At 59.4% G+C, this 25,924-nt stretch carries 17 protein-coding genes and 1 pseudogene; 3 read left to right on the top strand and 15 right to left on the bottom strand.

Going from position 1 to position 25,924, the window contains the following annotated elements:
• Positions 1-56 precede the first annotated feature (56 nt).
• The 6 genes from purB to rluE all read right to left on the bottom strand — a co-directional run bounded on the left by purB (position 57) and on the right by rluE (position 6,799).
• Positions 57-1,427 (bottom strand): adenylosuccinate lyase, encoded by a 1,371-nt coding sequence (gene purB / locus DW58_RS06195; RefSeq protein WP_024550563.1) that lies wholly within the window; start codon positions 1,425-1,427, stop codon positions 57-59.
• A 19-nt stretch (positions 1,428-1,446) separates the two neighbouring features.
• Positions 1,447-2,076 (bottom strand): high frequency lysogenization protein HflD, encoded by a 630-nt coding sequence (hflD, locus tag DW58_RS06190; protein WP_024550564.1) that lies wholly within the window; start codon positions 2,074-2,076, stop codon positions 1,447-1,449.
• Positions 2,077-2,156: 80 nt separating this feature from the next.
• A complete protein-coding gene (gene mnmA, locus DW58_RS06185; protein WP_268873222.1) occupies positions 2,157-3,299 on the bottom strand; it encodes a tRNA 2-thiouridine(34) synthase MnmA in 1,143 nt (380 codons plus the stop codon).
• 158 nt (positions 3,300-3,457) lie between these two features.
• A complete protein-coding gene (locus DW58_RS06180; protein ID WP_024550566.1) occupies positions 3,458-5,407 on the bottom strand; it encodes a methyl-accepting chemotaxis protein in 1,950 nt (649 codons plus the stop codon).
• 271 nt (positions 5,408-5,678) lie between these two features.
• Complete coding sequence (locus tag DW58_RS06175) at positions 5,679-6,134, bottom strand: NUDIX hydrolase (protein ID WP_024549167.1); 456 nt, start codon at positions 6,132-6,134, stop codon at positions 5,679-5,681.
• A 2-nt stretch (positions 6,135-6,136) separates the two neighbouring features.
• On the bottom strand, positions 6,137-6,799 hold the full coding sequence (gene rluE, locus DW58_RS06170; protein ID WP_024549168.1) for a 23S rRNA pseudouridine(2457) synthase RluE: 663 nt from the start codon (positions 6,797-6,799) through the stop codon (positions 6,137-6,139).
• A 229-nt stretch (positions 6,800-7,028) separates the two neighbouring features.
• Between rluE and icd the strand changes: the two genes are divergently transcribed.
• Positions 7,029-8,279: an NADP-dependent isocitrate dehydrogenase gene (gene icd, locus DW58_RS06165; RefSeq protein WP_024549169.1), complete on the top strand. Its 1,251-nt coding sequence runs from the start codon at positions 7,029-7,031 to the stop codon at positions 8,277-8,279.
• Between the two features lie 673 nt (positions 8,280-8,952).
• On the opposite strand, the gene DW58_RS19970 is transcribed toward icd, so the two are convergent.
• Together DW58_RS19970 and DW58_RS06155 are read right to left on the bottom strand one after the other, a co-directional pair.
• Positions 8,953-10,005, bottom strand: a complete 1,053-nt coding sequence (locus tag DW58_RS19970; RefSeq protein ID WP_071789260.1) for an acyltransferase family protein — start codon at positions 10,003-10,005, stop codon at positions 8,953-8,955.
• A 498-nt stretch (positions 10,006-10,503) separates the two neighbouring features.
• Positions 10,504-12,468: pseudogene (locus DW58_RS06155) on the bottom strand (methyl-accepting chemotaxis protein).
• A 296-nt stretch (positions 12,469-12,764) separates the two neighbouring features.
• On the opposite strand from DW58_RS06155, the gene DW58_RS06150 reads away from it, so the two are divergent.
• On the top strand, positions 12,765-14,216 hold the full coding sequence (locus tag DW58_RS06150; RefSeq protein ID WP_024549171.1) for a sugar porter family MFS transporter: 1,452 nt from the start codon (positions 12,765-12,767) through the stop codon (positions 14,214-14,216).
• 112 nt (positions 14,217-14,328) lie between these two features.
• The gene (locus DW58_RS06145; protein ID WP_024549172.1) at positions 14,329-14,523 is read left to right on the top strand and encodes a hypothetical protein; all 195 of its coding nucleotides are present in this window, start codon (positions 14,329-14,331) and stop codon (positions 14,521-14,523) included.
• Between the two features lie 26 nt (positions 14,524-14,549).
• On the opposite strand, the gene DW58_RS06140 is transcribed toward DW58_RS06145, so the two are convergent.
• From DW58_RS06140 to DW58_RS06110, 7 genes are all read right to left on the bottom strand, one after another.
• On the bottom strand, positions 14,550-14,795 hold the full coding sequence (locus DW58_RS06140; protein ID WP_024549173.1) for a DinI family protein: 246 nt from the start codon (positions 14,793-14,795) through the stop codon (positions 14,550-14,552).
• Between the two features lie 86 nt (positions 14,796-14,881).
• Positions 14,882-17,086, bottom strand: coding sequence for a glycoside hydrolase family 2 protein (locus DW58_RS06135; protein ID WP_024549174.1), 2,205 nt, complete (start codon positions 17,084-17,086; stop codon positions 14,882-14,884).
• Positions 17,083-19,794 carry a hybrid sensor histidine kinase/response regulator gene (locus tag DW58_RS06130; RefSeq protein ID WP_024549175.1) on the bottom strand — a complete coding sequence of 904 codons (2,712 nt, stop codon included), beginning with the start codon at positions 19,792-19,794 and terminating at the stop codon, positions 17,083-17,085. The genes DW58_RS06135 and DW58_RS06130 overlap by 4 nt, the downstream gene beginning before the upstream one ends.
• On the bottom strand, positions 19,794-21,203 hold the full coding sequence (locus tag DW58_RS06125; protein ID WP_024549176.1) for a DUF3131 domain-containing protein: 1,410 nt from the start codon (positions 21,201-21,203) through the stop codon (positions 19,794-19,796). Before DW58_RS06125 ends, DW58_RS06130 begins: the two co-directional genes overlap by 1 nt.
• Positions 21,188-22,738, bottom strand: a complete 1,551-nt coding sequence (locus DW58_RS06120) for a DUF3131 domain-containing protein (RefSeq protein WP_024549177.1) — start codon at positions 22,736-22,738, stop codon at positions 21,188-21,190. Before DW58_RS06120 ends, DW58_RS06125 begins: the two co-directional genes overlap by 16 nt.
• A complete protein-coding gene (locus DW58_RS06115; RefSeq protein ID WP_024549178.1) occupies positions 22,735-24,102 on the bottom strand; it encodes a DUF3131 domain-containing protein in 1,368 nt (455 codons plus the stop codon). The genes DW58_RS06120 and DW58_RS06115 overlap by 4 nt, the downstream gene beginning before the upstream one ends.
• Entirely contained in the window at positions 24,099-25,922 is a 1,824-nt protein-coding gene (locus DW58_RS06110) for a glycosyltransferase family 2 protein (RefSeq protein ID WP_024549179.1), read from the bottom strand. The genes DW58_RS06115 and DW58_RS06110 overlap by 4 nt, the downstream gene beginning before the upstream one ends.
• Positions 25,923-25,924 lie beyond the last annotated feature (2 nt).

Below are 25,924 nucleotides of genomic sequence, written 5' to 3'. Positions count from 1 at the left end.
GAAAAGCGCGGGGGAGGATAATGAACGCCCCTTGCCGGACGGCAAGGGGCGGGACATTACTTCAGGTCATCAACCATCTGGATGGCGCGACCAATGTAGTTTGCCGGGGTCATCGCTTTGAGGCGGGTTTTTTCCTCCTCCGGCAGCGCCAGACCGTCAATAAACTGCTTCATGCCTTCGGCATCCACGCGCTTGCCGCGGGTCAGCTCTTTCAGCTTCTCGTACGGCTTCTCGATGCCGTAGCGGCGCATCACGGTCTGGATCGGCTCCGCCAGCACTTCCCAGTTATGATCCAGCTCGTCCAGCAGACGATCGCGGTTCACTTCCAGCTTGCTCACCCCTTTCAGGGTCGACTGGTAGGCGATCAGCGCATAGCCGATACCCACGCCGAGGTTACGCAGCACGGTAGAGTCGGTGAGGTCGCGCTGCCAGCGGGAGACCGGCAGTTTGCTCGCCAGATGTTGCAGCATCGCGTTGGACAGGCCGAGGTTGCCTTCTGAGTTCTCGAAGTCGATCGGGTTGACCTTGTGCGGCATCGTCGAGGAGCCGATTTCGCCGGCGATGGTTTTCTGCTTGAAGTGGTTCAGCGCAATGTAGCCCCAGACGTCGCGGTCGAAGTCGATGAGGATGGTGTTAAAGCGCGCGATGCAGTCGAACAGTTCGGCGATGTAGTCGTGCGGCTCAATCTGGGTGGTGTACGGGTTCCACTGGATGCCCAGCGAGGTCACAAATTCTTCGCTGAACTGGTGCCAGTCCACTTCCGGGTAAGCGGCAATGTGGGCGTTGTAGTTTCCGACCGCGCCGTTGATTTTGCCGAGGATCTCCACCTGGCCGAGCTGGCGGTACTGACGCTCCATACGGTACGCCACGTTTGCCATCTCTTTACCCATGGTCGATGGGGTAGCCGGCTGACCGTGAGTGCGCGACAGCAGCGGGATATCGCGGTACTGGTGCGCCAGATCCTTCACGCCGTCGATAAGCTTGCGCCAGTAGGGCAGCACCACGTCCTCGCGCGCGGTTTTCAGCATCAGCGCATGGGAGAGGTTATTGATATCTTCGGAGGTACAGGCGAAGTGGATAAACTCGGTGACCGCGTGCAGCGCAGGGATCGACGCCACTTTTTCCTTCAGAAAATACTCAACCGCTTTCACGTCGTGGTTGGTGGTGCGCTCGATGGTTTTAATGCGCGCGGCATCTTCCTCAGTAAACTGCGCCACGATAGCGTCCAGGTAATCGTTTGCTTCTTGAGGCAAAGCAGGAACTTCCTTGATCGCGGCGTGCGCGGCCAGCTTCTGCAGCCAGCGTACTTCAACCTCTACGCGGAATTTCAGCAGGCCGAACTCGCTGAAAATAGCGCGCAGCGCGCTGACTTTATCGCCGTAGCGTCCATCGACAGGGGAAACGGCGGTCAGGGAGGATAATTCCATAGGTCACAACTCCGGGAGGTTAACAGTGAGCGAGAATATTTTTGGCCTGAGTGGTCAGGCGACTACGGGAAAACATAAGCTGTAAACGACCGCCGCCGACCTGATGCCAGAGCACCGCGGCGCGGATGCCGGCCAGCAGCGTGGCGCGGACTTTGGCCTGCACCTGCGGGCTTTGCAGCACCGCCGGCGAGCCGGTAACCTGGATACGCGGGCCGAGTGGGCTAATCACGTCGACATAAATCCCGGCCATGGCGCTCAGCAGGGTGTCGGACTCCAGATCGAAATGGTCGAGCTGGCGGTGCAGCCCGTTGATGCTGTTGCCGAGGGTGTCCATCGCGCCTTTCGCGCCGGCAAGCTTACGCTCCAGCACCATCAGGCTCAGAGTGTAGCGGGTCAGCTCGGCGTTTAAGCCCTGGCGGTTGCCGGCGTTGAGCACGCCGATCAGGGTCTCCAGACCCAGCTTCAGGTTGGCTTCGCGACCGCCGAACACACCGAGGGTGGAGTCGGGGTTCTGGTCAATCACGCTCTGCAGCGAAACGTGCAGCGCATCGGTATCGCAATGGCCCTGATGCGCCAGCTCCTGCACCAGACGGGCCGACTGGCAGATGCCCGCCAGCGCCAGGGTGATGTCGTAATAGTTCTTCGCCACGCAAACTCCTTGTTCTGACCGCGCCCGTTATGCCGCCGCCCTGCGACGGCAAGCCGCGTAAATAAAGTAGAAAACGCTGGTTATACCGGCAGCGGCAGGCGCTGCTCAATGATGCCGCCGCCGAGGCAGACGTCACCGTCATAAAACACCGCGGACTGGCCCGGCGTGACCGCAGAGACCGGCTCGTCGAAGCGCACTTCGATGCGGTCATCACTAAGCGGGATCACGGTGCAGGGGATATCGGCCTGGCGATAGCGGGTTTTCACGGTGCAGCGTCTCTCCGCGGTCCAGCTTTCGCGATCCACCCAGTGCAGCTGCTGGGCGATAAGCCCGACCGACATCAGGCGCGGGTGATCGTGGCCCTGGGCGACAATCAGGATGTTGTTTTCAACGTCTTTGTCCACCACGTACCACGGATCGTCACTGCCCTCTTTAGTGCCGCCAATGCCCAGCCCCTTGCGCTGGCCGAGGGTGTGATACATCAGGCCCTGATGTTCGCCGATGGTTTCACCGTCAACGGTGACAATGCGGCCCGGCTGGGCAGGGAGGTAGCGTCCGAGGAAGTCGCGGAACTTGCGCTCGCCGATAAAGCAGATGCCGGTGGAGTCTTTTTTCTTCGCGGTGACCAGGTCGAGCTGTTCGGCGATGCGGCGCACCTCCGGTTTTTCCAGCTCGCCGACCGGGAACAGGCTCTGGGCGATCTGCTCGTGGCTGAGCGTATAGAGGAAATAGCTCTGATCCTTGTTGTTGTCCACCCCGCGCAGCAGGCGGCTTTTGCCGTCAACGTCGGCGCGGCGCACGTAGTGCCCGGTGGCGATGAAGTCGGCCCCGAGATCTTCGGCGGCGAACTCAAGGAAGGCTTTAAATTTGATCTCTTTGTTGCACAGAATATCCGGGTTCGGCGTGCGGCCAGCCTTGTACTCTTCGAGGAAGTGCTCGAAGACGTTATCCCAGTACTCTGCGGCAAAATTGACGGTGTGCAGTTCAATCCCGAGCTTGTCACAGACCGCCTGCGCATCGGCAAGATCCTCTGCGGAAGTACAATATTCCTCGCCGTCGTCCTCTTCCCAGTTCTTCATGAACAGGCCTTCCACCTTATAGCCCTGCTGTTGCAGCAGGTAAGCGGAAACGGAGGAATCGACACCGCCGGACATGCCGACGATCACTTTTTTTGGGCTTTCAGACATGGAATACTCACGACATTGAACAACAAGGCGGCGTATTCTATCACGCGCTGGCGGCGCAAACACCCCCTGCGCGCGCCGGGTTTGCCCCGAAGCGCCAGGAAATGCCGCGAATGGCAAAAAACAGCGCTGCCCGTCAGCGCATCGCGGCGCGGCGGGCAGGGTGAAGCAGGGCGCGAGTGCGCCCTGTGTGGGGGTTACGCGGCGCGTTCGTCGAGGCTGAACTGCTCGACGGTTTGCGCCAGCTGCTGGGCCTGCTCCTCCAGCGAGGTAGCGGCGGCGGCCATCTGCTGCACCAGCGCGGCGTTCTGCTGGGTGACGCCATCCATCTCGTTAACGGCGATGGTCACCTGGCTGATGCCCTTCGACTGTTCATCCGACGCGCTGACGATTTCGCCGATGATGACCTGCACCGAATTCACCGCCTGCGTCATCTCCTGCATGGTTTTCCCGGCGTCGTTCACCAGCTGAACGCCGTTTTCCACGCGCTGGCTCGACTCTTCAATCAACCCGGCAATCTCTTTCACCGCGTTGGCGCTGCGCTGCGCAAGGCTGCGCACTTCGCTGGCCACCACCGCGAAACCGCGGCCCTGTTCACCGGCACGCGCCGCCTCTACCGCGGCGTTGAGCGCCAGGATATTGGTCTGGAAGGCGATGCTGTTGATCATGGTGGTGATATCCCCGATCTTCTTCGCGCTGTCGTCGATCTGCGCCATGGTCTGCACCACCTGGCCGACCAGCGCCTCGCCGCGGCTGGCAATCTGCGTGGCGTTGGCGGTCAGTTCGGTCGCATGGTGCGCGTTGGCGGCGTTGTGCTTCACGGTGGCGCTGATCTGCTCCATGCTGGCAGCGGTCTGCTCCAGCGCCGCCGCCTGCTGCTCGGTGCGTGACGAGAGGTTGATGTTGCCGCTGACGATCTCCCCGGCGCCCTGGCGCACGGAGTCGCTGGCCTCTTTAATCTGCCCGACAATCCCGCGCAGCTGTGCCTGCATGGTGTGCAGCGCGTAGAACAGGCTGCCGCGATCCCCCGCTTTGACCGGGATACCGTTGTCCAGCTTGCCGTCGGCCACTGCCAGCGCGATGGTTGCCGCTTCCAGCGGTTCACCGCCCAGTGGTTTCAGCACCTTGCGGCTAAAGACCAGCCCCAGCAGCGCGCTCACCAGCAGAATGCTCACTACCATCAGCACAATGGCGTTGATCAGCTGGCGGTTAGCGGCCGCCATGACCTGGCTGACCGGGGCCACGATGCCCAGATACCATTTGTCGGTGCTGTTGCCGATGGTCACCGGCTGCCACGTTACCAGCGCCTCCTCGCCCAAAATGGGATCGCGTTGCTCTACCACAGCGGCGCTGTAGCCGTCGGTCTTGCCGGGGAACGGCTTGCTGGTCAGGGATTTGTCCGGGTATGAGATCACTTTGCCGGTGGTCGAGAGCAGCATGGCGTAGCCGACGCCGTCCCAGGGTTTAATCTGGTTCACTTTCTGCTGCAGCAGGGCCAGCGAGATATCAGACGTCACCACCGCCTGCAGTTTGCCGTCGGTCACAATGGGCGCCGCCACCGAGGTCAGCAGCGTGGGCACGCCGTTATAGCTGTAGCTGTAGGGCTCGATCAGCGTATCTTTCTGGGTTTTCTGCGGGACCAGGTAGTAGTCGCCCTGGCCTGGGGTGGTGTAGGAGAGCAGCGGATGAAGCTGATAGTTGCCCGCCTGATCGCTGTCGACGAAGAAGGCGTAGCGGCCTTTTGGCGCCTGGCCTGGCTGGCCGTCAAACGCCGCATCCTGTCCATCAAAGGCGTTCTCTTCGAAGATAACCGAAACAGAGAGGTAATCCGGATTGTCGCGCAGCGCCCCTTCGAGCACCTTATCGACAACTTTACGGTCGGTCACGCCGGCGCGGGGCAGGGCCGCCAGACTGTGACCAAGGTTATGCGCCACGTCCCGGGCGTAATTTAACTCCTGCTGAATCTTCAGCGCCTCGCTCTGGGCTATCTGCTTCAGATAGCTTTCCGCCAGAGATTTTTGCTCGTTGCTCGACTGCCAGCTCAGCACGCCGATGGTTACCACAAACCCCAGCGTGATGGTTAAGGCGCCGGTCAGCAGCATTTGCGTGCGGGTACTCATCTTTTTAGATACGGATTGTCTGGCCATCACGGCTCCTCAGGATCCACCACAAAAAATCATCACTGTCCCTTCGTATAGAGCCTCCTGGTCAATGCTCTATCGGCGTGGCGGTTTTGTTCTTTAATACCGTGTAGCGCGCCGGGGCTGGCATAAAAACAGGCGCTTTCGCGACCAAACAGCAGGGCGCGCCGGGAAGTGAGGCGGCGGAAGAGGAAGGTGCTTACTGTAGCGGTGAGCGGCAGCATGTTAAGCTGCCGTTAATTATTTCGCGGCGAAACAATTTACTTTCTGAAGGCGGTTACGCCTGGTGCAGCGGCCAGTTGAAGGCGCCAATGACCGAGAGCGGATAGCGGGTTCCCTCCTGCCAGCAGCGGATGCTCTCCGCCACCAGCGGCGAGCGCAGGTGAGTGGCGTTCAGGATCTCATCGGCACTCACCCACAGGCAGCGATCGATGTCGTCGTCATGAGGCGTGGTTTCGCAGGGCGCGTCCAGGTCAAGGGCGAACAGGAAACGCAGAAACGGCGTGCGGTCCGGGGCGATCCACTGGTGCATGCGCACAAAGCTCTGCGGCGCGGCGACAATGCCGGTCTCTTCGTACAGCTCGCGGCTGGCGGCCTCGAGCAGGGTTTCGTCCGCTTCCAGATGGCCCGCGGGCTGGTTCCAGGTCGCTTTACCGTTGACGGTCTCTTCCACCACCAGAAATTTTCCGGCGGCGTGAACCACGCAGGCGACGGTGACATGCGGTTTAAACATCGTTACTCCTTGGTTAGCGGGACGTCGCGCCACTCGCCGCTGGCGAGATTGTCGAGGGTATAGGGTCCCATGGCATAGCGAATCAGACGCAGGGTAGGGAAGCCGACGTGCGCGGTCATACGCCGCACCTGGCGATTGCGCCCTTCATACAGCGTGATTTTCAGCCAGGCGGTGGGAATGGATTTGCGCTCGCGCACCGGCGGCGTGCGCGGCCATAGCCAGTCCGGCTCCTCCACGCGCTCAACCCCGGCGGGCAGGGTTGGCCCGTCGTTTAGCGTCACCCCGGTGCGTAGGGCCGCCATCGCCTCCGGCGTGGGCTCGCCTTCCACCTGCACGAAGTAGATTTTTCCGGTGCGCTTGCCCGGCTGGGTCAGTGCCGCCTGAAGCGCCCCCTCGTTGGTCAACACCAGCAGCCCTTCGCTGTCGCGGTCAAGCCGACCGGCGGCGTAGACCCCGGCCACCGGAATGTAGTCCTTCAGCGTGGCGCGCCCGGCCTCGTCGGTGAACTGCGGCAGCACATCGTAGGGTTTATTAAACAGAACGAGCCGTTTCGGCCCGGTGTCGCGCTGACGACGCGTATCTTGTCGTGAGCTGAATCGCTTAACGCGGTGATTTCTAAAAGAAGTTCCGGACATACTATTTTCAGTCAGTGGGGATTGCCGCATTATAGCTGAATCACGAGTACCTGGCATGGTTGCGAAGTTTAGGGTAGTATCGACAGGCTCATTACAATTCATTAACAAAAATATGCGCTGAACAATTCGCGTTGCAGGACGGCGGCACGAGAGCGATTCCCGGCCGGAATAGCGGGTTACGGGGTAGCCGATGGGGCCAACGCATCTGAGGCGTGAATATGACAGGCAGCATTATCAGAAGCGCTCGAAGGAGAGGTGAATGGAAAGCAAAGTAGTTGTTCCGGCGGAAGGTACTAAGATCACCCTGCAAAACGGCAAGCTCAACGTTCCGAATAATCCGATTATCCCGTTCATTGAAGGCGACGGTATCGGTGTGGACGTCACCCCCGCGATGCTGAAAGTGGTCGATGCCGCCGTTGAGAAAGCCTATAAGGGCGAGCGTAAGATTTCCTGGATGGAAATTTTCACCGGTGAGAAATCCACCCACGTTTACGGCCAGGACGTCTGGCTGCCTGCTGAAACCCTCGATCTGATCCGTGACTACCGCGTTGCCATCAAAGGCCCGCTGACCACCCCGGTCGGTGGCGGTATTCGCTCCCTGAACGTTGCCCTGCGCCAGGAGCTGGACCTTTATGTCTGCCTGCGTCCGGTACGTTACTACCAGGGCACCCCGAGCCCGGTTAAGCACCCGGAACTGACCGACATGGTTATCTTCCGTGAGAACTCCGAAGACATCTACGCCGGTATCGAGTGGAAAGCTGACTCTGCGGAAGCGGAGAAAGTGATCAAATTCCTGCGCGATGAAATGGGCGTGAAGAAAATCCGCTTCCCGGAACATTGCGGCATCGGCATCAAGCCGTGCTCGGAAGAGGGTACCAAACGTCTGGTGCGCGCTGCGATTGAGTATGCGATCACCAACGACCGCGACTCCCTGACCCTGGTGCACAAAGGCAACATCATGAAGTTCACCGAAGGCGCTTTCAAAGACTGGGGCTACCAGCTGGCGAAAGAAGAGTTCGGCGGCGAGCTGATTGACGGCGGCCCGTGGATGAAGATCAAGAACCCGAACACCGGTAAAGAGATCGTGGTGAAAGACGTGATTGCTGACGCCTTCCTGCAGCAGATCCTGCTGCGTCCGGCGGAGTACGACGTTATCGCCTGTATGAACCTCAACGGTGACTACATCTCTGATGCTCTGGCGGCGCAGGTTGGTGGTATCGGTATCGCACCGGGCGCGAACATCGGCGACGAGTGCGCGCTGTTCGAAGCCACCCACGGTACTGCACCGAAATACGCCGGTCAGGACAAAGTTAACCCGGGCTCTATCATCCTCTCTGCCGAGATGATGCTGCGTCACATGGAGTGGTTCGAGGCCGCAGACCTGATCGTTAAAGGTATGGAAGGCGCCATCAACGCGAAAACCGTGACCTATGACTTCGAACGCCTGATGGAAGGCGCTAATCTGCTGAAATGCTCAGAGTTTGGCGACGCGATCATCGCGAACATGTAATCCACTTGCCGGGTTATATGACAACGGGAGCCGAAGGGCTCCCGTTTTTATTATCATTTGAAATGCTCGTGGAAGTTTGATTGGTAAAACTTTTAAAATCTCAGATAAGATATTCAATAGCCTTTTGAACGCACGACTCTCTAAAAAAAGATTCATTATATCTTAGTATTAACTTTTTAAATTAAGCCTGCCTGAAGTAATGTGTAGTGTAGTGCCGTAACTGATACCTGTCGCCAAAATCACTTTTTTTTATGAATTAACTTGCCGCTTCAGTTTTGAACCCTCACGTTTACTGGTTAGAAAAATTCTTACCGGACATCAAATCCTTATGAAAATATTCTCAACGCGAGAGTATTTGTTGAAAAATGTAAAATCAGCATAAAACGGAATACTGTAAAATAAATTTTCCGGGTAAATTTAACATAGCACTTCATATATACTCAGAGAAAAGCATCACCATCAATATCGAGATTATCTTGATTTGAGCCTGTTCCCATTTGTGCTACTTGTAAGGTGTAATCCTACATTGTTTGTAAAATTATCATTTCTTTATTGTATTTAAATCTTTTGCATATTTAGAGTGATGTTTTTTGCGTTAATGCTTATTTTATTCGCAGGTAAAAATTACCAGCGTTTTCAAAAATAAGACGCTGGTTTTGAACAATGCTAAAGGTTACTTTTCGTGAGTGGGACGCATATTCATAAGTGGCGCCTCGACAAGCTTATGTAGTAGAGTAGCGATCACCAGACTTGTAGCTAGTATAAGAGAGAATATCGCAAAATTATGATGACTGTCTTTTATTACAGGGATGTATTTTTCATATGCAAGTTTAACCGGGAAATGCACCAGGTATAACGTATAAGATATATCCCCCAAGAAATTAAATATGCCAAACTGATACCTTGATATTATTGGTTCAAGCATAATGAATCCAATGAAGAGGAATAGAGTATGCCAAAAAAAGCCATGCATACCGAAGCCACAGTCGGGGTTATATATAAAAAGACTTAAGGAGATAATAACGCAAAACATTCCTGTTACCAGAGAGTGTTTGATGTTCATTTGTTTAATGCGCTGATAATTATATGCAATCAGCATTCCCGCTACAAATTCGAATAAGATGGTGGTGCTCATTAATTTAATAAATATTTGCCTTAGATCTTCAACGCGAAGTTTTGCGGAAATATAGGAGTCAAAGTTTATTGTGCCGTTGTATATATATTGAAGTGACAGAACAGCTAAAATGATGAAAAAAGAAGCTATAACTACTCTATACTTATGGCTAATAGCCATCGCTAATGCAAATATACCATAAAATAAAAATTCATAGGTAAGTGTCCATGGCGGTCCTATCATATTCCATCCAAATCCAGGCGCGGAATGCCAGTTATAGTCTTTATGCAGTAAAAAAAGCGATTTTATAATTTGTGTATAAGATTCATTATTATAGATCGTTAAGACTGCAATAAACCATACTATGAAAAAAGATGGATAGATACGGATAAACCTTTTTTTTAAGAATCGAAGGCATGGAGAACTCTTAGTAGTAGTGAGTGTTATAATAAATCCACTGATTATAAAGAATAAGTCTACCCCAAATATGCCATAAAAGAATTTATTATGGATATATGAACCATAATGCATTAGTACAACAAAAAGGCATGCGAATCCCCGCAGGTAATGCACGGAAATGATCTTTTTACTATTTATGTTTTGTGTGCTCATGTTGATTGCTTGGTATTTTTTTTATTAATTTAACATTGTTTTGTACAATTAACAACTATGCACTCAGAAGTTCATATGCAATGAGACATGTTGTTATATTTGGATGGCAGGTTCAGTATAGTCGTTACTCAAATTCGAGTGATGTGACCTGCCGTTCTGAGTTCAACAAGATTTTTACCAACTGAACAGTAAAGTTACGTTCGTTACTCTTAGCGCTAGTATGCCAGATGTAGGTTAAAAAAGTGATCTTGAGAATTGCATGATAAATAAAATCGACTTGCATCATATGGAAAACGATCCCACAAGTTGTCGTTTACGTCATAGGCTTATCATTTATCAGAAAAATATAACTCACCAGTTTGAGCGTCCAGAGAGGGTGCTACGTTGCTATAATATTAAAAAGCTCATTGTGAACGTGTTATTTCTACCTCTGCGCAATACACAAACGGGAACCCGAAGGTTCCCGTTTTTTATTTCACGCTCAGTAAAACCGCAGAACTACCGGCCCGCTGACAGCACCTGCAGCACCTTCAGCTGCGCCACCGCTTCCTGCATGGCGTCCATACCGGCGGTCAGGGTGCGCAGGCTGTCGAGCTGCTTAACGATGTCGGCGCGCTCGTTGCGGGTCTGATTGCTCATCTCCGCTATCGCATCGGCAGAACGGATGCTGCGCTCCGCCATATCCGTGGCGGTGGCGACGGTATCGCTGGCCACGCCGCGAATGCGCGAGATGGTGCTCACCGCATCGTTGATGTTTCCCGCGGTCGCTTCCGCCTGCTCTTTGGACAGATGGGCCAGACGGCGCACTTCACCGGCTACCACGGCAAACCCGCGTCCCGCTTCGCCCGCGCGCGCGGCTTCCACCGCGGCGTTCAGCGCCAGAATATTGGTCTGGAACGCGATGTTGCTGATGCCGTGGGTAATCACGTTGATGCCGTTGGAGATCTTCTCCAGATCGTCCAGCCCCTCACCCAGACGGCCCTGCGCCCGCTGGCTCTCGGTGGCGATATCGCTGATGGCGCGAATGCTGCTTTCGGCCATGCTGAGCGCTTCGCCCTGGCTCTGGGTGGCGGCTTCCAGCGCCGGCAGGGCCTGCACGATAGGCGCCAGCTCCTCCTGATAGGAGACTACGCGATCCAGCACCCGGGTCTGGATGCGGTTCAGCGCCTCCCAGCGGCGCAGCGCGCGCTGGGCGTAGTGCGCCGCATAGCCAGCGTACTCCACCGGGAACTGCGACATCGCCTTCGCGTCATGATTAAAGAACACCAGCGCGGAGAGCGTCTGGTTAATCGGCACGCCAAGGATCTCGCCGAAGCTGGAGAAGCCCGCCGCCGGGATGCCCTTAAAGAAGTGCGCATTATGCAGCTGGTCGGCATTGCCGACGCGGCGCAGAATACAGTCGTTCATCATGATCGCCGCCGGTTTTCCGTAACGGGCGGTAAACCGCTGCCAGTCCTGCTGCGTGGCCTGTTTAAAGTCGGTTTCCTGCATCAGGAACAGCCGGTCGCCAAACTCCAGATCGCAGAAGAAGGTCACGCAGCCGCTGTCGATCTTCGCCACCGAACGAATGAAATACTCCTCCCCGGCCTTCACCGCAAACGTCAGGCCGGTCAGGCCCTTGCTGAGCTGCTGCTCGCTGCAGCCAAGATGCTCCGCCAGCGCCTGGGTAAACCGCTGCTGCTGCCCCTGGGCGTTGAACACGGAGGTAACGGTACGGGTAATGGGATCGGCTTCCGCAATCAGCCAGCTCTTGTTCAGGGCGTTGAAGTTCTGGCTTTTGAAGGGCGCGAAGGATTTGCCGGGCGCCATCTTGCAGAAAACAATCACGGCCTTGCCCTGCAGCACCCGGCCACCCACGCCAATCCATGTGCCGTCAAAGCTTACGCGGCCACCGGCGGAGCCACCGATAGCGAGGCAGGGAAACAGCCCGCTGTTATACCAGGCCTGCATCAGGAAGCCTTCCGACGCCGACAGGCCGTCGCAATAGATCATCGCGAAGGTGCGGTCGGCGGAGAGCGGCATGCGCAGCTTTATCGCTGCCAGCTCGCGCTGGATCGCGGCGACGCGTTCCGTTGCGCTGGTGGTGTCCTGCAGATGCAGATCGATGATGTGGGTTTCATGTTCGGCAATCAGGCTGTCGGGCAGCCACAGCCAGCTTCCCTCCGGACCGTCACCCTTACAGTAGGTGGACTGGCTGCCGCTGGCGCTCAGCGCGCCGTTGGAGGAGAGGGTAATGACGGTAAGATCCGCCGAAGTGAAGCGCTACCATGCCTGGCTGACCTGATAAAAATCGGCCTCGGGCGGGACGAAGGTCAATAAGATGCCGGATGCGCGACGCGGCAGGCCAGCGTCAGTCAGCGACGTCGGCAGTGTGCGACAGTCATAAATGCCATCGGCGGGCTGCGCCTCGCCAGCGAAACGGATACCTGAAAAGCGTTTATTTATTGTCTTAACAAAAGACATATTATTGTTTTCCCTGGGGTTATTTACGTATGGCATGTGCAGGTGATGCATAAAGAGGGCTAAACAGCAGGTCCGTTCGCAGTCAGAACTCGACGTTGAGAATCAGCCTCATCAATGAACCGATCTCCCCAACGCAGAAGCGTTATCGGCCACGCCGACCACAGCTTCAGTAATTAGTGCTATTGGTAAAACTTAATCTGTCTGTGATTAGGATCCCATTTCTGAATTCATGCCTATACTTATACCTTTCTTTACACAGCGATGTGCTGTGTTTGTCGTTAAACATGGATGCCACTATGCAAAACCCTTCTCAGACCCCGTCAGACGACAGCGGGTCGCTGACCTTTACCGTGCAGCAGCGCCTGTTCTTTGTGGTGCTAGTCGCCACCATGGGCGCGCTGGCGTACGGCTACGATACCGGCATCATCTCCGGCGCCCTGCCGTACATGACGCTGCCCGCCTCACAGGGCGGGCTTGGCCTGACGCCGTTCACCGAAGGGCTGGTTACCTCATCCCTGACGTTCGGGTCCGCCATCGGTGCCTTCCTGAGTGGCTATGTCTCTGACCGCTTCGGCCGCCGTATTACCCTGCGCAGCCTGGCGCTGCTGTTTGTCGCCGGTGCGCTCGGCACCACGATTGCCCCCAATATCGAGATCATGGTGGTGATGCGCTTTATTCTCGGCATTGCCGTCGGCGGTGGATCGTCGACCGTGCCGGTGTTTATCGCCGAGATTGCCGGGCCGAAGCGCCGCGCCCCGCTGGTCAGCCGCAACGAGCTGATGATCGTCTCGGGCCAGCTGCTGGCCTATATCGTGAGTGCGTCAATGAGCCTGCTGCTGCACGAACCGCAGATGTGGCGCTATATGCTGGCGCTGGCGATGGTGCCGGGCGTGCTGCTGTTTATCGGCACCTTCTTCGTGCCCGCTTCGCCGCACTGGATGGTGGCAGAAGGGCGCTTCAGCGAGGCGCTGCGCATTCTGCGTAAGCTGCGTGAAAACCCGCGCGAGATTAAAAAAGAGATGGCGGAGATGCGGGAGAACGCCCGCGAAGCGCGGCAGGGCCCGGCGGCGCGTGAACTGCTGAAGGAGAAATGGGTGGTGCGCCTGCTGCTGATGGGCTGCGGTATGGGTATCGTGCTGCAGTTTACCGGGGTGAACGCCTTTATGTACTACACCCCAATCATCCTCAAAAGCACAGGGCTTGGCACCAGCGCCTCCATTGCCGCCACCATCGGTAACGGCGTGGTCTCCGTGCTGGCGACCTTTGCCGGGATCAAAGCCATCAGCCACTTCGGGCGTCGCCCGATGCTGATGACTGGTCTGTCGGTGGTCATCATCATGCAGCTGGCGCTCGGCGCGGTGCTGGTCTTTATGCCGCAGAACCTGACCCAGAGCCTGCTGGCGCTGGCCTGCATTCTGGTCTTCCTGTTCTTTATGCAGATGTGCATCTCACCGGTGTACTGGCTGTTGATGGCCGAACTGTTCCCGATGAAAGTGCGTGGGGTGTTAACCGGCTCGGCGGTGGCGTTCCAGTGGATATGTAACGCGGCGGTCGCGTTTGCCTTCCCGCCGCTGCTGTCGCTGGTGGGCAACAACGCGTTCTTTATCTTTGCCGGCATCAACGTGGCTTCGCTGGTGTTTGTTCTGCTGGTGCTGCCGGAAACCCGCGGCAAATCGCTGGAGCAGATCGAAACCCACATGCGTGAGCGCTTTGGGGAGAAGGGCGAGGACGCTGCGTCCGCGGCATAACGCTCAGGTAGCCGGCCATCCGGCTGCCTTCCTGCGTGACCCACAGGCACACGCCGGGCACGAATGCGAGGCTCGGCTAAACTTACTGGACCACTATCCTGAGGAGGCAGCCATGTTCAACCACGACACAAACGAAGAGCGTAAGAAAGAGGGTGAAGTGCATAAGGGGTTGCCGGAAGCGGCACCGAATCACGGGAATGCCTATGAGGAAGATGACCTGGGCGTAACGGGGAATCCGAATCAGCATGGTGAAGCGCCGGGCCCGGATGACGCGGCCGATGAAAACGCTTCACATCGTAATAAGTAGTGCTTCAGGCGCGGGGCCGCGCCTGTTTACTCTTCCGCCACCAGCCACATATCGGCTTCTTCAAACATCTCCTGAATCGCCTGGCTGATAATCGACTTTTCATTTTTCGTTGCATCGGTATTGATAGCCGGATTGGTCATCATCGGCTTAACCCGTACCTCGGCGTCGGGGAAAATGCGGTGAATACGCTTGGTGAGTTCGGTAAGGATAAGCTCGCGCGCGCCGGGTAAGCCTGCCACGTTGCGCTTATCGTAAATGAGTTCGACGAACATAAGAGTGCCTTTACTGTTTTTTTGTACAGCATTCTTGCCTGCTTTACCCGGCAATGTCAAGGGTGGGGCGGCGTTGCACCGCCCCGTCACTCGTCGGCCGCCACCGGAATGCGCAGCCGGTTGGTCGCCAGGTTTTTCCCTCGGGCGTCGAGGATCCGGCTCTCAACCCGCAGCGGGGCGCTACCCTGCGGTGTCACCTTCAGGGTGACGATCTGCTGCCCGCTGTCGGCCAGAATAGAGACCGGCTGTTCGCCCTGGGCCAGCGGGTTTCCGCCCTGCGTCACGCGCCACGCCAGACGCGCATCGGCGGTCGCCGTGTGACGGTCGTTGACGATCCACAGGTGGATCTCGCCCGGCTGGTTGGCTTTCCACTGCACGTTCACCGGATCGATAGAGGGCAGCAGCGGCTGGTAGGCGCGCTTCAGTGCGTAATAGCCCGCTTTGGGCTGGCGCAGATAGTCCACCACCCCCCAGTTTATCGACGGCCAGGTTTCGACAAACATAAACTGGAACAGGGCGGTAACCGGCTGAAAGCGCTGACGGCGGTAGCTCTCCGCGGCCAGCGCCACCAGATCCGCCTGGTACTGCTGGGTGTTGCGGATAAAGCTCGCCATCGTGTCGCCGCGCGGCACTTTCGCATTCTGGAAAGTCTGGATCGGCTGGAAGTTATGGTACTTCCAGCGCGTCCATTTCGGGTCGCCCGGATCGGTGCTGGCGGGCCACCACGCCTCCCGCGGGATGATGGTTTTCAGCGTGTTCAGGTTCGGCAGCGCCTGGGCGCCAAACTCGGTGATGATGGCGGTTTTTGCCGGCTCCAGCAGGTTTTGCAGCGTGCCGAAGTACCAGCCCGCCCAGTAGTGCTCTTCAACGGCGGAGTAGGGATGCACGATGCGGGTGTTATCCTCCGCCAGCGCATCGGCAACCCGCTGCATCAGCACGCGGTTGAGATCCTTATGCCAGTCCGGGAAACGCTTCTCCATCCACGGGGAGTTAAACGGCGGTTCGTTCTGCCCGCCCCACACCACCACCGACGGCGAGTTGCCGAACTGCTCCACCATCTCACGGCTCTGGCGCGCCGCGTTGTCCGCAAACGCCGCGCTGTCGTCATAGCCCCACTGCAGCGGCACGTCCTGCCAGATCATCAGCCCGCGCTCGTCTGCCTGCTGGTAGAGCGAGCGGTTCGCCACGTGACCGTGAACGCGAATGGCATTGGCGTTCATCTCCTCGACCAGCGCGAAATCCCGGGCGTAGCGGCGTGCGGTCATGGTGCTCAGCCAGGGGGAGCCGATGTAGTTGGTGCCGCGGATAAACACCCGCGTGCCGTTGACGGTCCAGCCTTTATTGTCGGGCTGTTCAATCACCTGGCGCAGGCCGGTACGGCTGCGGCGGCGATCCATTATCCCCGCCTCGTCGCGCAGGGTGGCGGTCACCTGATAGAGATGCGGCGCACCGTAACCCACCGGCCACCACAGCTTTGCGTCCGGCATCGGCAGCGTTACCCTGACGCGCTGAGGCGCGTCGCCGGTGGCGCGCAGGTTCACCGGGAACGGCTGCTGGTAGCGCTGTCCGGCGAAGTTATCCGGTGCCGCCGTCAGGGTCAGGGTAGCCTGCACGTCGGCGGGGGCGCGGTAGATAAGCTCGGCGCTGAGCGCTGGCTTGCCGAGCCCCTGGGACCAGTCAGGGCGCAGGATAAGGTGGTCGATCGCCACGGCGCGGCTTAACCGCAGGCGCACCGGCGCCCAGATGCCGCCGGAGTTGGCGTCCTGCCCCTGGGGCGACCAGGCCCCGCCAGGGCGCGAGTCGTGCTGATTGAGAATGCCCTTCATCTGTTTTTTGTGTAGCGGCCAGACGGTTTTTGGATCTTCAAACGGGCTGTCCACCTTCACCGCCAGCCGGTTGCGGTGGCGTAGCGCGTCGGTGACGTCCACCGCAAAACGCTGGAAATAGCCTTCGTGCTGTTTCAGATGCTGCCCGTTGAGCCAGACGTCCGCGAGGTAGTCGACGCCATCAAACTCCAGCGTCGCCAGGGTGTCATCCGGCCGGGCCGGAAGTGAAAATTCGGTGCGATACCAGAGCGCCCCCTGATGATCCCAGCCCGCGCTGTACCAGTTGGCCGGCACCCGCAGGGTGCGCCAGGCAGCGTCGCTCCCGCGCCACCCTTCGAACGCCGGATCGTTGCCGTCATGGGCGCGCCACTGGCCTGCCAGCGACCAGCTCACCGGCAGCGGCTGGGCGGTTGCCCACAGCGGAAAGGCCAGCAGGGCACTCAACAGCAGGGTGAGGCGCGTCATAGGCTCTCCAGAAGTTCGCGCAGGCGGACGGACACCGCCTCGCAGGCCTGTAACAGCTGCCCGCTGAGATGCGCAGCGTCCAGCGGCTCACCGCGCTTCGCCGCCGCCTCGGTCTGGTGCAGCACCGTCACCAGCTGGTCGAAGCCAAAGGTGCCCGCTTCGCCGCGCAGCTTGTGAGAGAGACGGGCGACAGCAGGGCCATCCCCGGCGTGCAGCGCGGCGTCGAGCGCCTCGACGGTATCGGTGAAATGCGCGTCAAACAGGCTGAGCAGCTCCTGAAGCAGCGGGCGATCCACCCCGATGCGCTGGCAGAGCGCGTCCGCATCGGGCGAGTCCGCCGCCGCGGGGGGAGTAGGTTCCGCTCCGGTGCTCAGCCCCATGACCCGCTCAATCTCGCTGTTCAGCATCTCCAGGGTGACCGGCTTCGCCACATAGCCATCGAACCCGTTGGCGAGGCAAAACTCCTTATCCCCCTTCATGGCGTGGGCGGTCATGGCGATAATGCGCTGCCGTTCCCAGGTCGGCCAGGCCTGCTCGCGTTCGCGAATAATCCGCGTGGCGCGCTCGCCGTCCATCTCCGGCATCTGAAGATCCATCAGAACGACGTCCCAGGGGCCGTGGTCGAGCTGCTCCAGCGCCTCCAGACCGTTGCCCACCACCTGAAAATCATGCCCGAGCCGGGTCAGGAAGTGACCGGCCAGCTTCTGGTTTACCAGATTGTCCTCCGCCAGCAGCACCCGCAGCCCGCCGCTGGTCGGGAGCGCCGGTGCCGGGTCCGGCTGCGGGGTGGCCGGTGGCGCGGCGGCGGGCGACGTCGCGCAGGCCAGGGCGGCCAGCAGCGTCTCTTTCAGTTCGGTGCGATCCACCGGCTTGCTCAGGAAATACTGGATGCCGAGCCGCTTGAGCTGCCCGGCGTCCATGTAGCGGCTCATGGAGCTGAGCATCACGATTTTGCTGCCCGTCAGGCGGGTATCGGCACTGATCTCCCGCGCCAGCGTCATGCCGTCTTTCTCAGGCATCTGGGCATCAAGCAGGATCAGGGCGTAGCGGGACGACTGGCTCAGCAGGGCCAGCGCGTCATCGGCGCTGGCGGCGGTGTCGGCGATCATGCCCATGTTGTGCAGCATGTCGCTCATCAGTCGCCGGTTGGTGGCATTGTCGTCCACCACCAGCACCTTAACCCCCTGCAGTGAGGTTGGCACCACGTCCGGGCTGACCGCCGGCGTCGCCGGCAGCAGCAGGGTAAAGTAAAACAGGCTGCCGCGCCCCGGTTCGCTCTCCACCTTCAGCTCGCCGCCCATCATCTCCACCAGCCTTGCGGAGATAGTCAGCCCGAGGCCGGTACCGCCATAGCGGCGAGTAGTGGAGGTGTCCGCCTGGCTGAAGGATTCAAAGATCAGGCTCTGCTTGTCGGCCGGGATACCGATCCCGGTATCGCGCACCTGAAAGCGCAGGCAGGCGTCGTCCGCCGGGCGTGACACCGTCAGCTCCACCTCGCCACGCGGGGTGAACTTCAGGGCGTTGCTCACCAGATTGGTCAGCACCTGACGCAGGCGGACGTTATCGGCGGTCAGGGTCTCCGGCACCTCGGGGGCGATGTTGAGCAGCAGTTCGATCTCCTTGTCCGAGGCGATGGGCATTAGCGCCCGCATCATCGACTGCAAAAAGGGGCGCAGCGCAAAATGCTCTTCATCCAGCTCAATCTTGCCGGCTTCTATCTTCGAGTAGTCGAGAATGTCGTTGATGATGCGCAGCAGCGACCGTGCAGAGTGCTGCACCAGCGTCATGTATTCGCGCTGTTCGTCGTTCAGTGGCGTCTCCAGGCACAGCTGGGTCATGCCCAGAATGCCGTTCATCGGGGTGCGAATTTCATGACTCATGTTGGCGAGAAACGCGCTTTTGGCCTCGTTAGCCGCCCGCGCCGCGGCGACCGCCTGGAGCGACACCTGCTCGGCCTCTTTGCGTTTGGTGATGTCCTGTAAGGTGCCGATGACGCGCAGCGTTTCCCCCGCAATGCTCAGGCTGATCACCTGACCGGAGAGCAGCATCCAGCGGTAGCTGCCGTTGCGGTGCAACAGGCGAATTTCGCGTTCAAACACCGGCTGTTGCTGATTGCTGGCGCTGACCAGCAGTTCCTTAAGCGCCAGGCGATCATCAGGGTGAATGATGGTATCGAACAGCGAGCCGCCGTAGTGCCAGGTTTCGCGCGGGTAGCCCAGCAGCGTCAGCAGCGCGTCGTTCACCTGCAGCAGATCGCTCTGCTTGTTCCAGTCCCAGATGCCGATCAGGGTCGATTCCGCAGCGAGCAGGAAATCCTGATGAAGCTGCTCGCGTGAGCGGGTGATGAGATCCAGCCCCGACAGGTCGGTGTGCAGGCTGATAATGCCGCCGTCCGACGTGCGGGTGTGCTGAACGAAGAGCGTGCGGCCCGCCATCTCGCGCAGCTCGCTATGGTTATCGAGGCGGCAGCGCGCCAGCAGGCTGTTCATCATCGACTGCTTATTCTGGCTGTCGTCAGACATGTACGCCGAGGCGATAAACCCGGCCGCCAGTTCGCTGAGCGTCATGCCGATGGCAATGCGGTTCGCCATGCCGGGATAGAAGATTTCGACGCGGGCGTTGAAGGCGATCAGCCGCTCCTCGGCGTCGTACACCAGCAGCGCGGCGCGCAGCGCATCGAATTCCTGGGGCATTTTACCTTGCGACATCACTTCTCCTTACGCCGTTCGGCGGACGTCAGCCGGGGTTCCGGCAGGCAGCGTTGCAGCGCGGGCGAGAACGGGTCCGCGATCTGGCGTGAAAAGTAGCCCGGCTGACGCGGGGTTTTCGCCCCCAGCAGCGGGCCATAGTTAACCTTGTAGAACAGCGCCTCCAGCACCATGGCGTTGGTGGAAAGCGTGATCGCCCGGTTGTAATCCCCGGTGCTCTCTACCCGGCCTTCATACCAGCCGCGCTCGCTGTCCTGCTGCAGCCGCGTCATTTTCATCAGCGCATCGGTAAACGGGGTATCCCACAGCACCCACAGACCAAACACCGCACGGGTCGAGACCTGGGCGAGGCGCGGATAGTATTTTCCGTCATCTCCGAGGGTGTTCCAGGCGTAGCCGTTGGCGAAAATGGTGTCATTAACGTGCCACGGGGCTTCGGCAAGGTTGAAGTCGCTGCGCGCGGTCAGCACCTTATCCTGCTGCCAGCGCCGCTCCTGCACCCGGTAAACATCACTGGCCCGGTGGCGCAGGGTGCGAACGGTATCCCGGCTGGCACCGGGCAGCTCCCAGCCGTACTCCATACCGCTCAGCACATAGGGCAGGGTGGTGATGGTGGAGGGGGTCCAGGTGGTGCGCGGATCGCGGGCGTCCACGTCCAGCGAGAGATCGTAGATGATGACCGGCTGCGCCGGCGGAGCCAGCGACAGCTGGTTAGCGAAGCCCCACTCGCCGAATCCGGCCGCGCTGTATTCGCTGTCCCCGAGGCGGCCTTCCGGGCGGGTGATCGTCTGCTGGTTCTGCTGCATCTCGCCGGCAAAGAGCTGCCCCTGTTTATCGACGATGCGACAGAAGTTCCAGCGCAGCAGAATGCGCTCCAGATACTCGGCATACTCCGGATGCCAGGCGGCCACCAGCCGCAGGCCCACCATCAGACGGGCGATCTCTCGTGACGACCAGCCCAGCACCCGCGGCTGGTTGCTGTAGTCGATCATCGCCCCGCTCTGGGTGTTGTAGAGCAGGTTGGGCAGGCTGTCGCCGGTGAGCATCAGGCGGTTCAGCGTGCCGAGCAGCCGGGTAATGCGCTGATCGAAGGTGACGTCATCCACCAGGCCCAGCTGTCTGGCGGCGGTTAAGGCGATGAGCGTATCGCCGAGCTGCCAGACGCTGACCACCGGCCGCTTGTCGCTGCCGTTGACCAGCCCGGTCTGAGGCTGAGTGTTGTTGTCAAAATAGCGCCAGGCGACGCTGGCCCAGCGCTGCTCCTCGGGGCTGAGCGCACCGACGCGGGCCGTGGTGTGCCAGCCACCGTTGACCAGCCAGCGCCATCCCGCGCCGTCCTGGCGCAGCAGGAACCACGCGCCGAAAACCAGTATCGCGACCAGCAGTAGCCGGATTACTGTTTTAAGCATGTCGCGGCTACCGGAGGCAGTTTCACAGGCGCATTGCTGTCGCAGCGCGTGCATTTGCAGGCGCCGCATGCCGGGGCGCTACGCAGGGCGGTGCCGGTCTGCTCGCACCAGTTTTTGATCCCGGGGGTTGGCTCCAGGAACGGGCGGTTGCGGCGGCCATTGTTCTCTTCAAAGGTATCCACCAGCCGCTTCTCCCACATGGAGGGGGCGTAGCTTTTCTTGCGCGGGTCGTTACTGCCGAACTGCAGCAGCTTGCCCTGTTTCTTGAACAGCAGGGCTTCGAGCATGATCCCGTTGTTGTTGGCGGTGAACTCTTTGATCGGCCCGTCGCCGTTCTCATACAGCCCTTCGTAGTAGCCCTTGCCCTGCTCGTCGGCGTTTTCAATGGCATCAAACAGGCGGTCGGTGTAGGGCGACTCCCACAGCGCCCACATGCCGAGCGCCGCTTTAAGGGAGACGGCGGCGACGTTAGGCACGTACTGGCCTTTATCGGTAATGGTGTTCCAGTTAAAGCCGTCGCTGAAAATAGTGTCGTAGACGAAGTAGGGGGCTTTATCGAGCTGGTGCTCGGAGCGCGCGGTCAACATGCCGGTAATGGTGTAGCGGTTCTCCTGGGCCTGATACACCCGGTCGGCAAAGTTTTTCATCCACGGATGGCTGTAGTCTTTCACGCCATCGTCGCGGTCGTCGGCGTTATCCCAGCCCATCTCCAGGCCGTGCAGCAGATACGATTCGGTCACCACATAGTTGTGCTGCTGGGTCAGACGCGGGTCGCGCGAATCATACGGCACCAGTACGCAGTAGATCTCCGCCAGCGCGTAAGGCTCCGGGCGGCTGGCCTGGCAGGTGGTAAAGCCCCACAGCTGGTAGCCCGCGGCGGCGTACTCCTCATAACCGAGGCGCCCCTCCTGCACGTACTGCACCTTCTTCTGGCCGTCCACATAAGCGCCGGTCAGGGTGCCGCAGTCGTCCACCACGTGGGTGAAGTCCCAGCCCAGCACCACGTTATCAATGCTGTTGCTGTATTCCGGGTAGCGCTCTTTGAGAATTTTCAGCCACAGCATCATGCGGCCAATATCAATGGCGGAAAACCCGATCTCGCCGGGTTTGTTCAGGTAGTCCACCTTCTGCCCGGTAATGGTGTTGTAGGCCTTATTCGGCACCTGATTCTGGAACAGCGTCAGCTTGTTGAGCGTCGCCAGAAACTGCAGCAGGCGGCGGTCAAACTCGGCTTTATCGATGATCTTCAGTTCACGCGCGGCGGTAAGCGCCGCCAGATACGAGGCGCTGTCCCACATGGTGGTGGAGGGATATTTATTGACCGCGTTAACGAGGCCGGTAGTGGGCTGGGTGTTGGCCACGAAATACTGCCAGGCGTTTTTCGCCACCGCCATTTCTCGCGGCGTCAGCTCGCCCTGGCGGACCGGGTAGTCGGACGCCGGGAGCGTGGTGGCCGCCCGCGCGCCGGGAAGGGTGAACAGCAGCGAGAAAAGCAGGGCGCTCAGCAGCCCATATGGTCGCAGTAAGCCTCTCATTCTGGTGTTACTCCTTCTGGTTCAGCATCGGCGGCTGCCGCGGCGGGCCGGGAAAGGCAGCCCAGGCAGAGCAGCTGTCCGCTGGCAATGTAGTTCAGGCTTTCGAGAATAACGGCGTTGGTATCCGCTTCGATTTTTGGGTTAACGCTGCCGTCGATGTTGTACCCGGACTTCCAGCCCTGGCCCGGCGTCAGCATCGGCAGCATGTGGTGGCGCATGGCGTCGCTCCAGTCGTTGCGGAACAGCGCGTACCAGCCAAAGGCACCGCGGGTGGAGAGCAGCGCTCTGGCGGCCGGGTTATTGTCCGGGGCGACCGGGCTGTTTGACGCGTTACGGGTCAGCGGCTGGCGATCAGGCTTTCTGGCGGCATAGTCCGGGGCCTGCTCGGCATAATCGGTGTTGATGGTGTCGCTCTGGTCCTCATACTGGCTGCGCTTTTGCAGGATCTGCATGATGCGCCAGGCGATCTCGCCGCTGCGCGCATCAAAGCCCTGCTCCAGCCCGGTAAGCACGTAAGGCAGCGTGACCAGCGACGGCTGTTTACCCCAGGGCGTACGCAGCCCTTCATCCGGCACCATGATGTTGTCGATCTCGATCAGCTTGAGGCCGTCCGGCGGCTGGGTAACGGCGAGGCCCGAGGCGGTATTGATGGCGCGGAGCATGTTGCTGGCGTAGAGCCGGTAGCCGTAGCTGCTTCGGCCATCGTCGGCGCGCAGCACCCAGCGCGTCACCGGCAGGTTAGTGTTCTGCGCAGCGCTGGCGGCGATCAGGTCGTCAAGGTGCCATTTGCTCAGCAGCTGGCGCACCGCCACCGCATGCTCCGGATAGCGCCAGAGCAGGATTTGCAGCGGGATCAACAGCCGCCCCATGTCGATAGCCGAGCCGGTGTTCTCGCCGTTGAGCGCCACCGGGGTCAGGGTTTCCGCATGGTAATAGGTGGCGGGATGACCGCCCTTGAGCAGCGGCAGCGCCCCCAGCGTCTCCAGCGCGCTGAGGATGCGATCGTCAAACTCGCTGCGCGGAATGATATGCAACTGATAGGCCGAGAGGGTGGCCAGCAGGTAGCTGCCAGTGCTCCACAGGCTGAACCACGGCTGTGAGGCCTCGGCGTTCACCAGGCCGTTGGGCTGGGTATTGTTGACGAAATACTGCCACGCCACCCGCGCCCACAGCGCCTCATCCAGCGTCAGGGCGCGCGTCGCCGGGAGCGGCGGGAAATCTTTGCTCAGTACGATGCCTTCGGCGGTCTCAATCCGCTTCGGCATCTGGTGCTCCACCCACAGCACAATAGCAAAGCCAATCATAAAGCCGATTAAAATCGTCAGGTAGCTGCGTGCGCTGCGGATCCCGTGCCGGATACTCATGGGTGTTCCGCCTCCTGCGTCTCAGGCGGCGTCCACATCGCGGCCATGATCATGGGTAGCATGGCGGCAATGTTCACCCCGCCCCAGAAGATGTTGATCACGTAGCCCGACGGGTCGTCCACCTGACCGCGCGCTATCTGAATGCCGCCCCAGATAAGGCCCAGCAGGGTGAGCACCACAATGGCGATCTGCGGCTTAACGAGATAGAGGAAACGCCCGGTCTGCCGCTCTTTGGGCGTAACGTCAAACTTGATCTTCTCGCCGCGCAGCACGGTATTCAGCGCCCGCAGGTTTACCGAGAAGAACGACAGGTAGGAGGCGCGCCCGTCCCAGGCCGAAATACCCCAGGTGCCGAACATAAACGCCAGCTCGGTGACGATAAAGAACGGCAGAAAGTGGAGATAAAACGGCGTGGAGTAGGCCGACACCGGCGGAATACCGGTAAACAGGTAGATCAGCGGTGAAATCAGGAACACCGCGTTCCAGATGCAGGCCAGATAGGACCAGAAGGTGGTGGCGTACATCAGGGTCTGACCGGGGCTGAGGCTGAAGCGACGGCGGCTGAATATCTTGTCGTGAAACAGAATGTCCAGCGAGCCGGCGGCATACTTGAAGCGCTGAATCATCCAGGTCAGCAGATCCTGCGGAGAGAGCATCTTCGATTCTATGGTCGGGTGCATCACCGAGCGCCAGCGGCGTTCGCTGTCGCCGTGTAGCACGATGGAGGTGTAGATATCCTCCGACACGTGAAACTTATAGGGGGTCAGCTCGGTGTCGCTGATGACATGGGGCAGCATGGCGTGGCTCAGGGCTGCGCGGGTTTCCGGATCGCGAATGGTGGCGGTATAGCGGTCGATCTCCTCCTCTACGGTGAAGACATAGCTGCGCAGCGCCGCCTGCATGACCGCCTCGCGACGATGAACGCTCGCCGCGCCGCAGCAGAAGGCCGCGTTGGCCCAGTTGCGGCGGCGCAGGATGACGTCGTAAAACATGCGGGGATCGTTGAAAAACGGGTCGCTGCCGATGGTCAGCCGACCGAAAATGCCTTCGGTGGCGCGCCCAAACAGGTATCCCGGCAGCCCGGCTTTGCGCTTCAGCCAGGCGTGAAGCCGCTCCCCCTCGGGGAGATCGAAAAACCACTGCGGGGTCTGCACCCAGGCGACGTCGGGATCGCGGAAATAGCCCAGCGTATGGGTCAGCAGGGTCGGGAATACGCGGGTATCCGCATCACAGATGATCAGAAAATCGCCGTCGGTGTGCTCCATGCCGTTACGGATATTGCCCGCTTTATAGCCGATGTTGTTATCGCGGGTGATGTAGTTCACGCCTTCTTCCTCGCACACGGCGCGCATTTCCGGGCGCCGCCCGTCGTCGAGCACGTGAACGCGGTAGACGATCTCCGCCGGGTAGGTCATCTTCAGCGCGTCCTGAATCGAGAGCCGCACCAGCTCCACGTCTTCCGAATAGGTGGCAATAAACAGATCGACTTTGGGCGGACGCGAGTCGCCGCGATCCTGAGGGAGCAGACACTGGTTGATGTCGTCCGGCGGCGGCGGGCACTCGGGGTCCTTAACCTGCCAGATGTTGATGGTGAACAGCAGCGTCCCGATCCAGGCGAGGGTCTCCGCCAGCGCCAGCGGGACGGCGTACCACAGCGCGTCCATGTTCAGCGACTCCATCCACCGCCAGCGAATGTAGTTGGCGCCGAGCACCAGACCGGCCACCGCCAGCACCTGCCAGAGGCGCATCATCCACGGCGGAGTATGCAGGGGTTCAGGCGGCGTTCGCTGTTCAAATCGCGAGAAATAATACTTAGGCATCC

This window comes from Siccibacter turicensis LMG 23730 (genome assembly GCF_000463155.2).
Classification (GTDB): domain Bacteria; phylum Pseudomonadota; class Gammaproteobacteria; order Enterobacterales; family Enterobacteriaceae; genus Siccibacter; species Siccibacter turicensis.
Note: the sequence above shows the minus strand (reverse complement) of the source record. Positions and strands in the feature narration are given on the sequence as shown.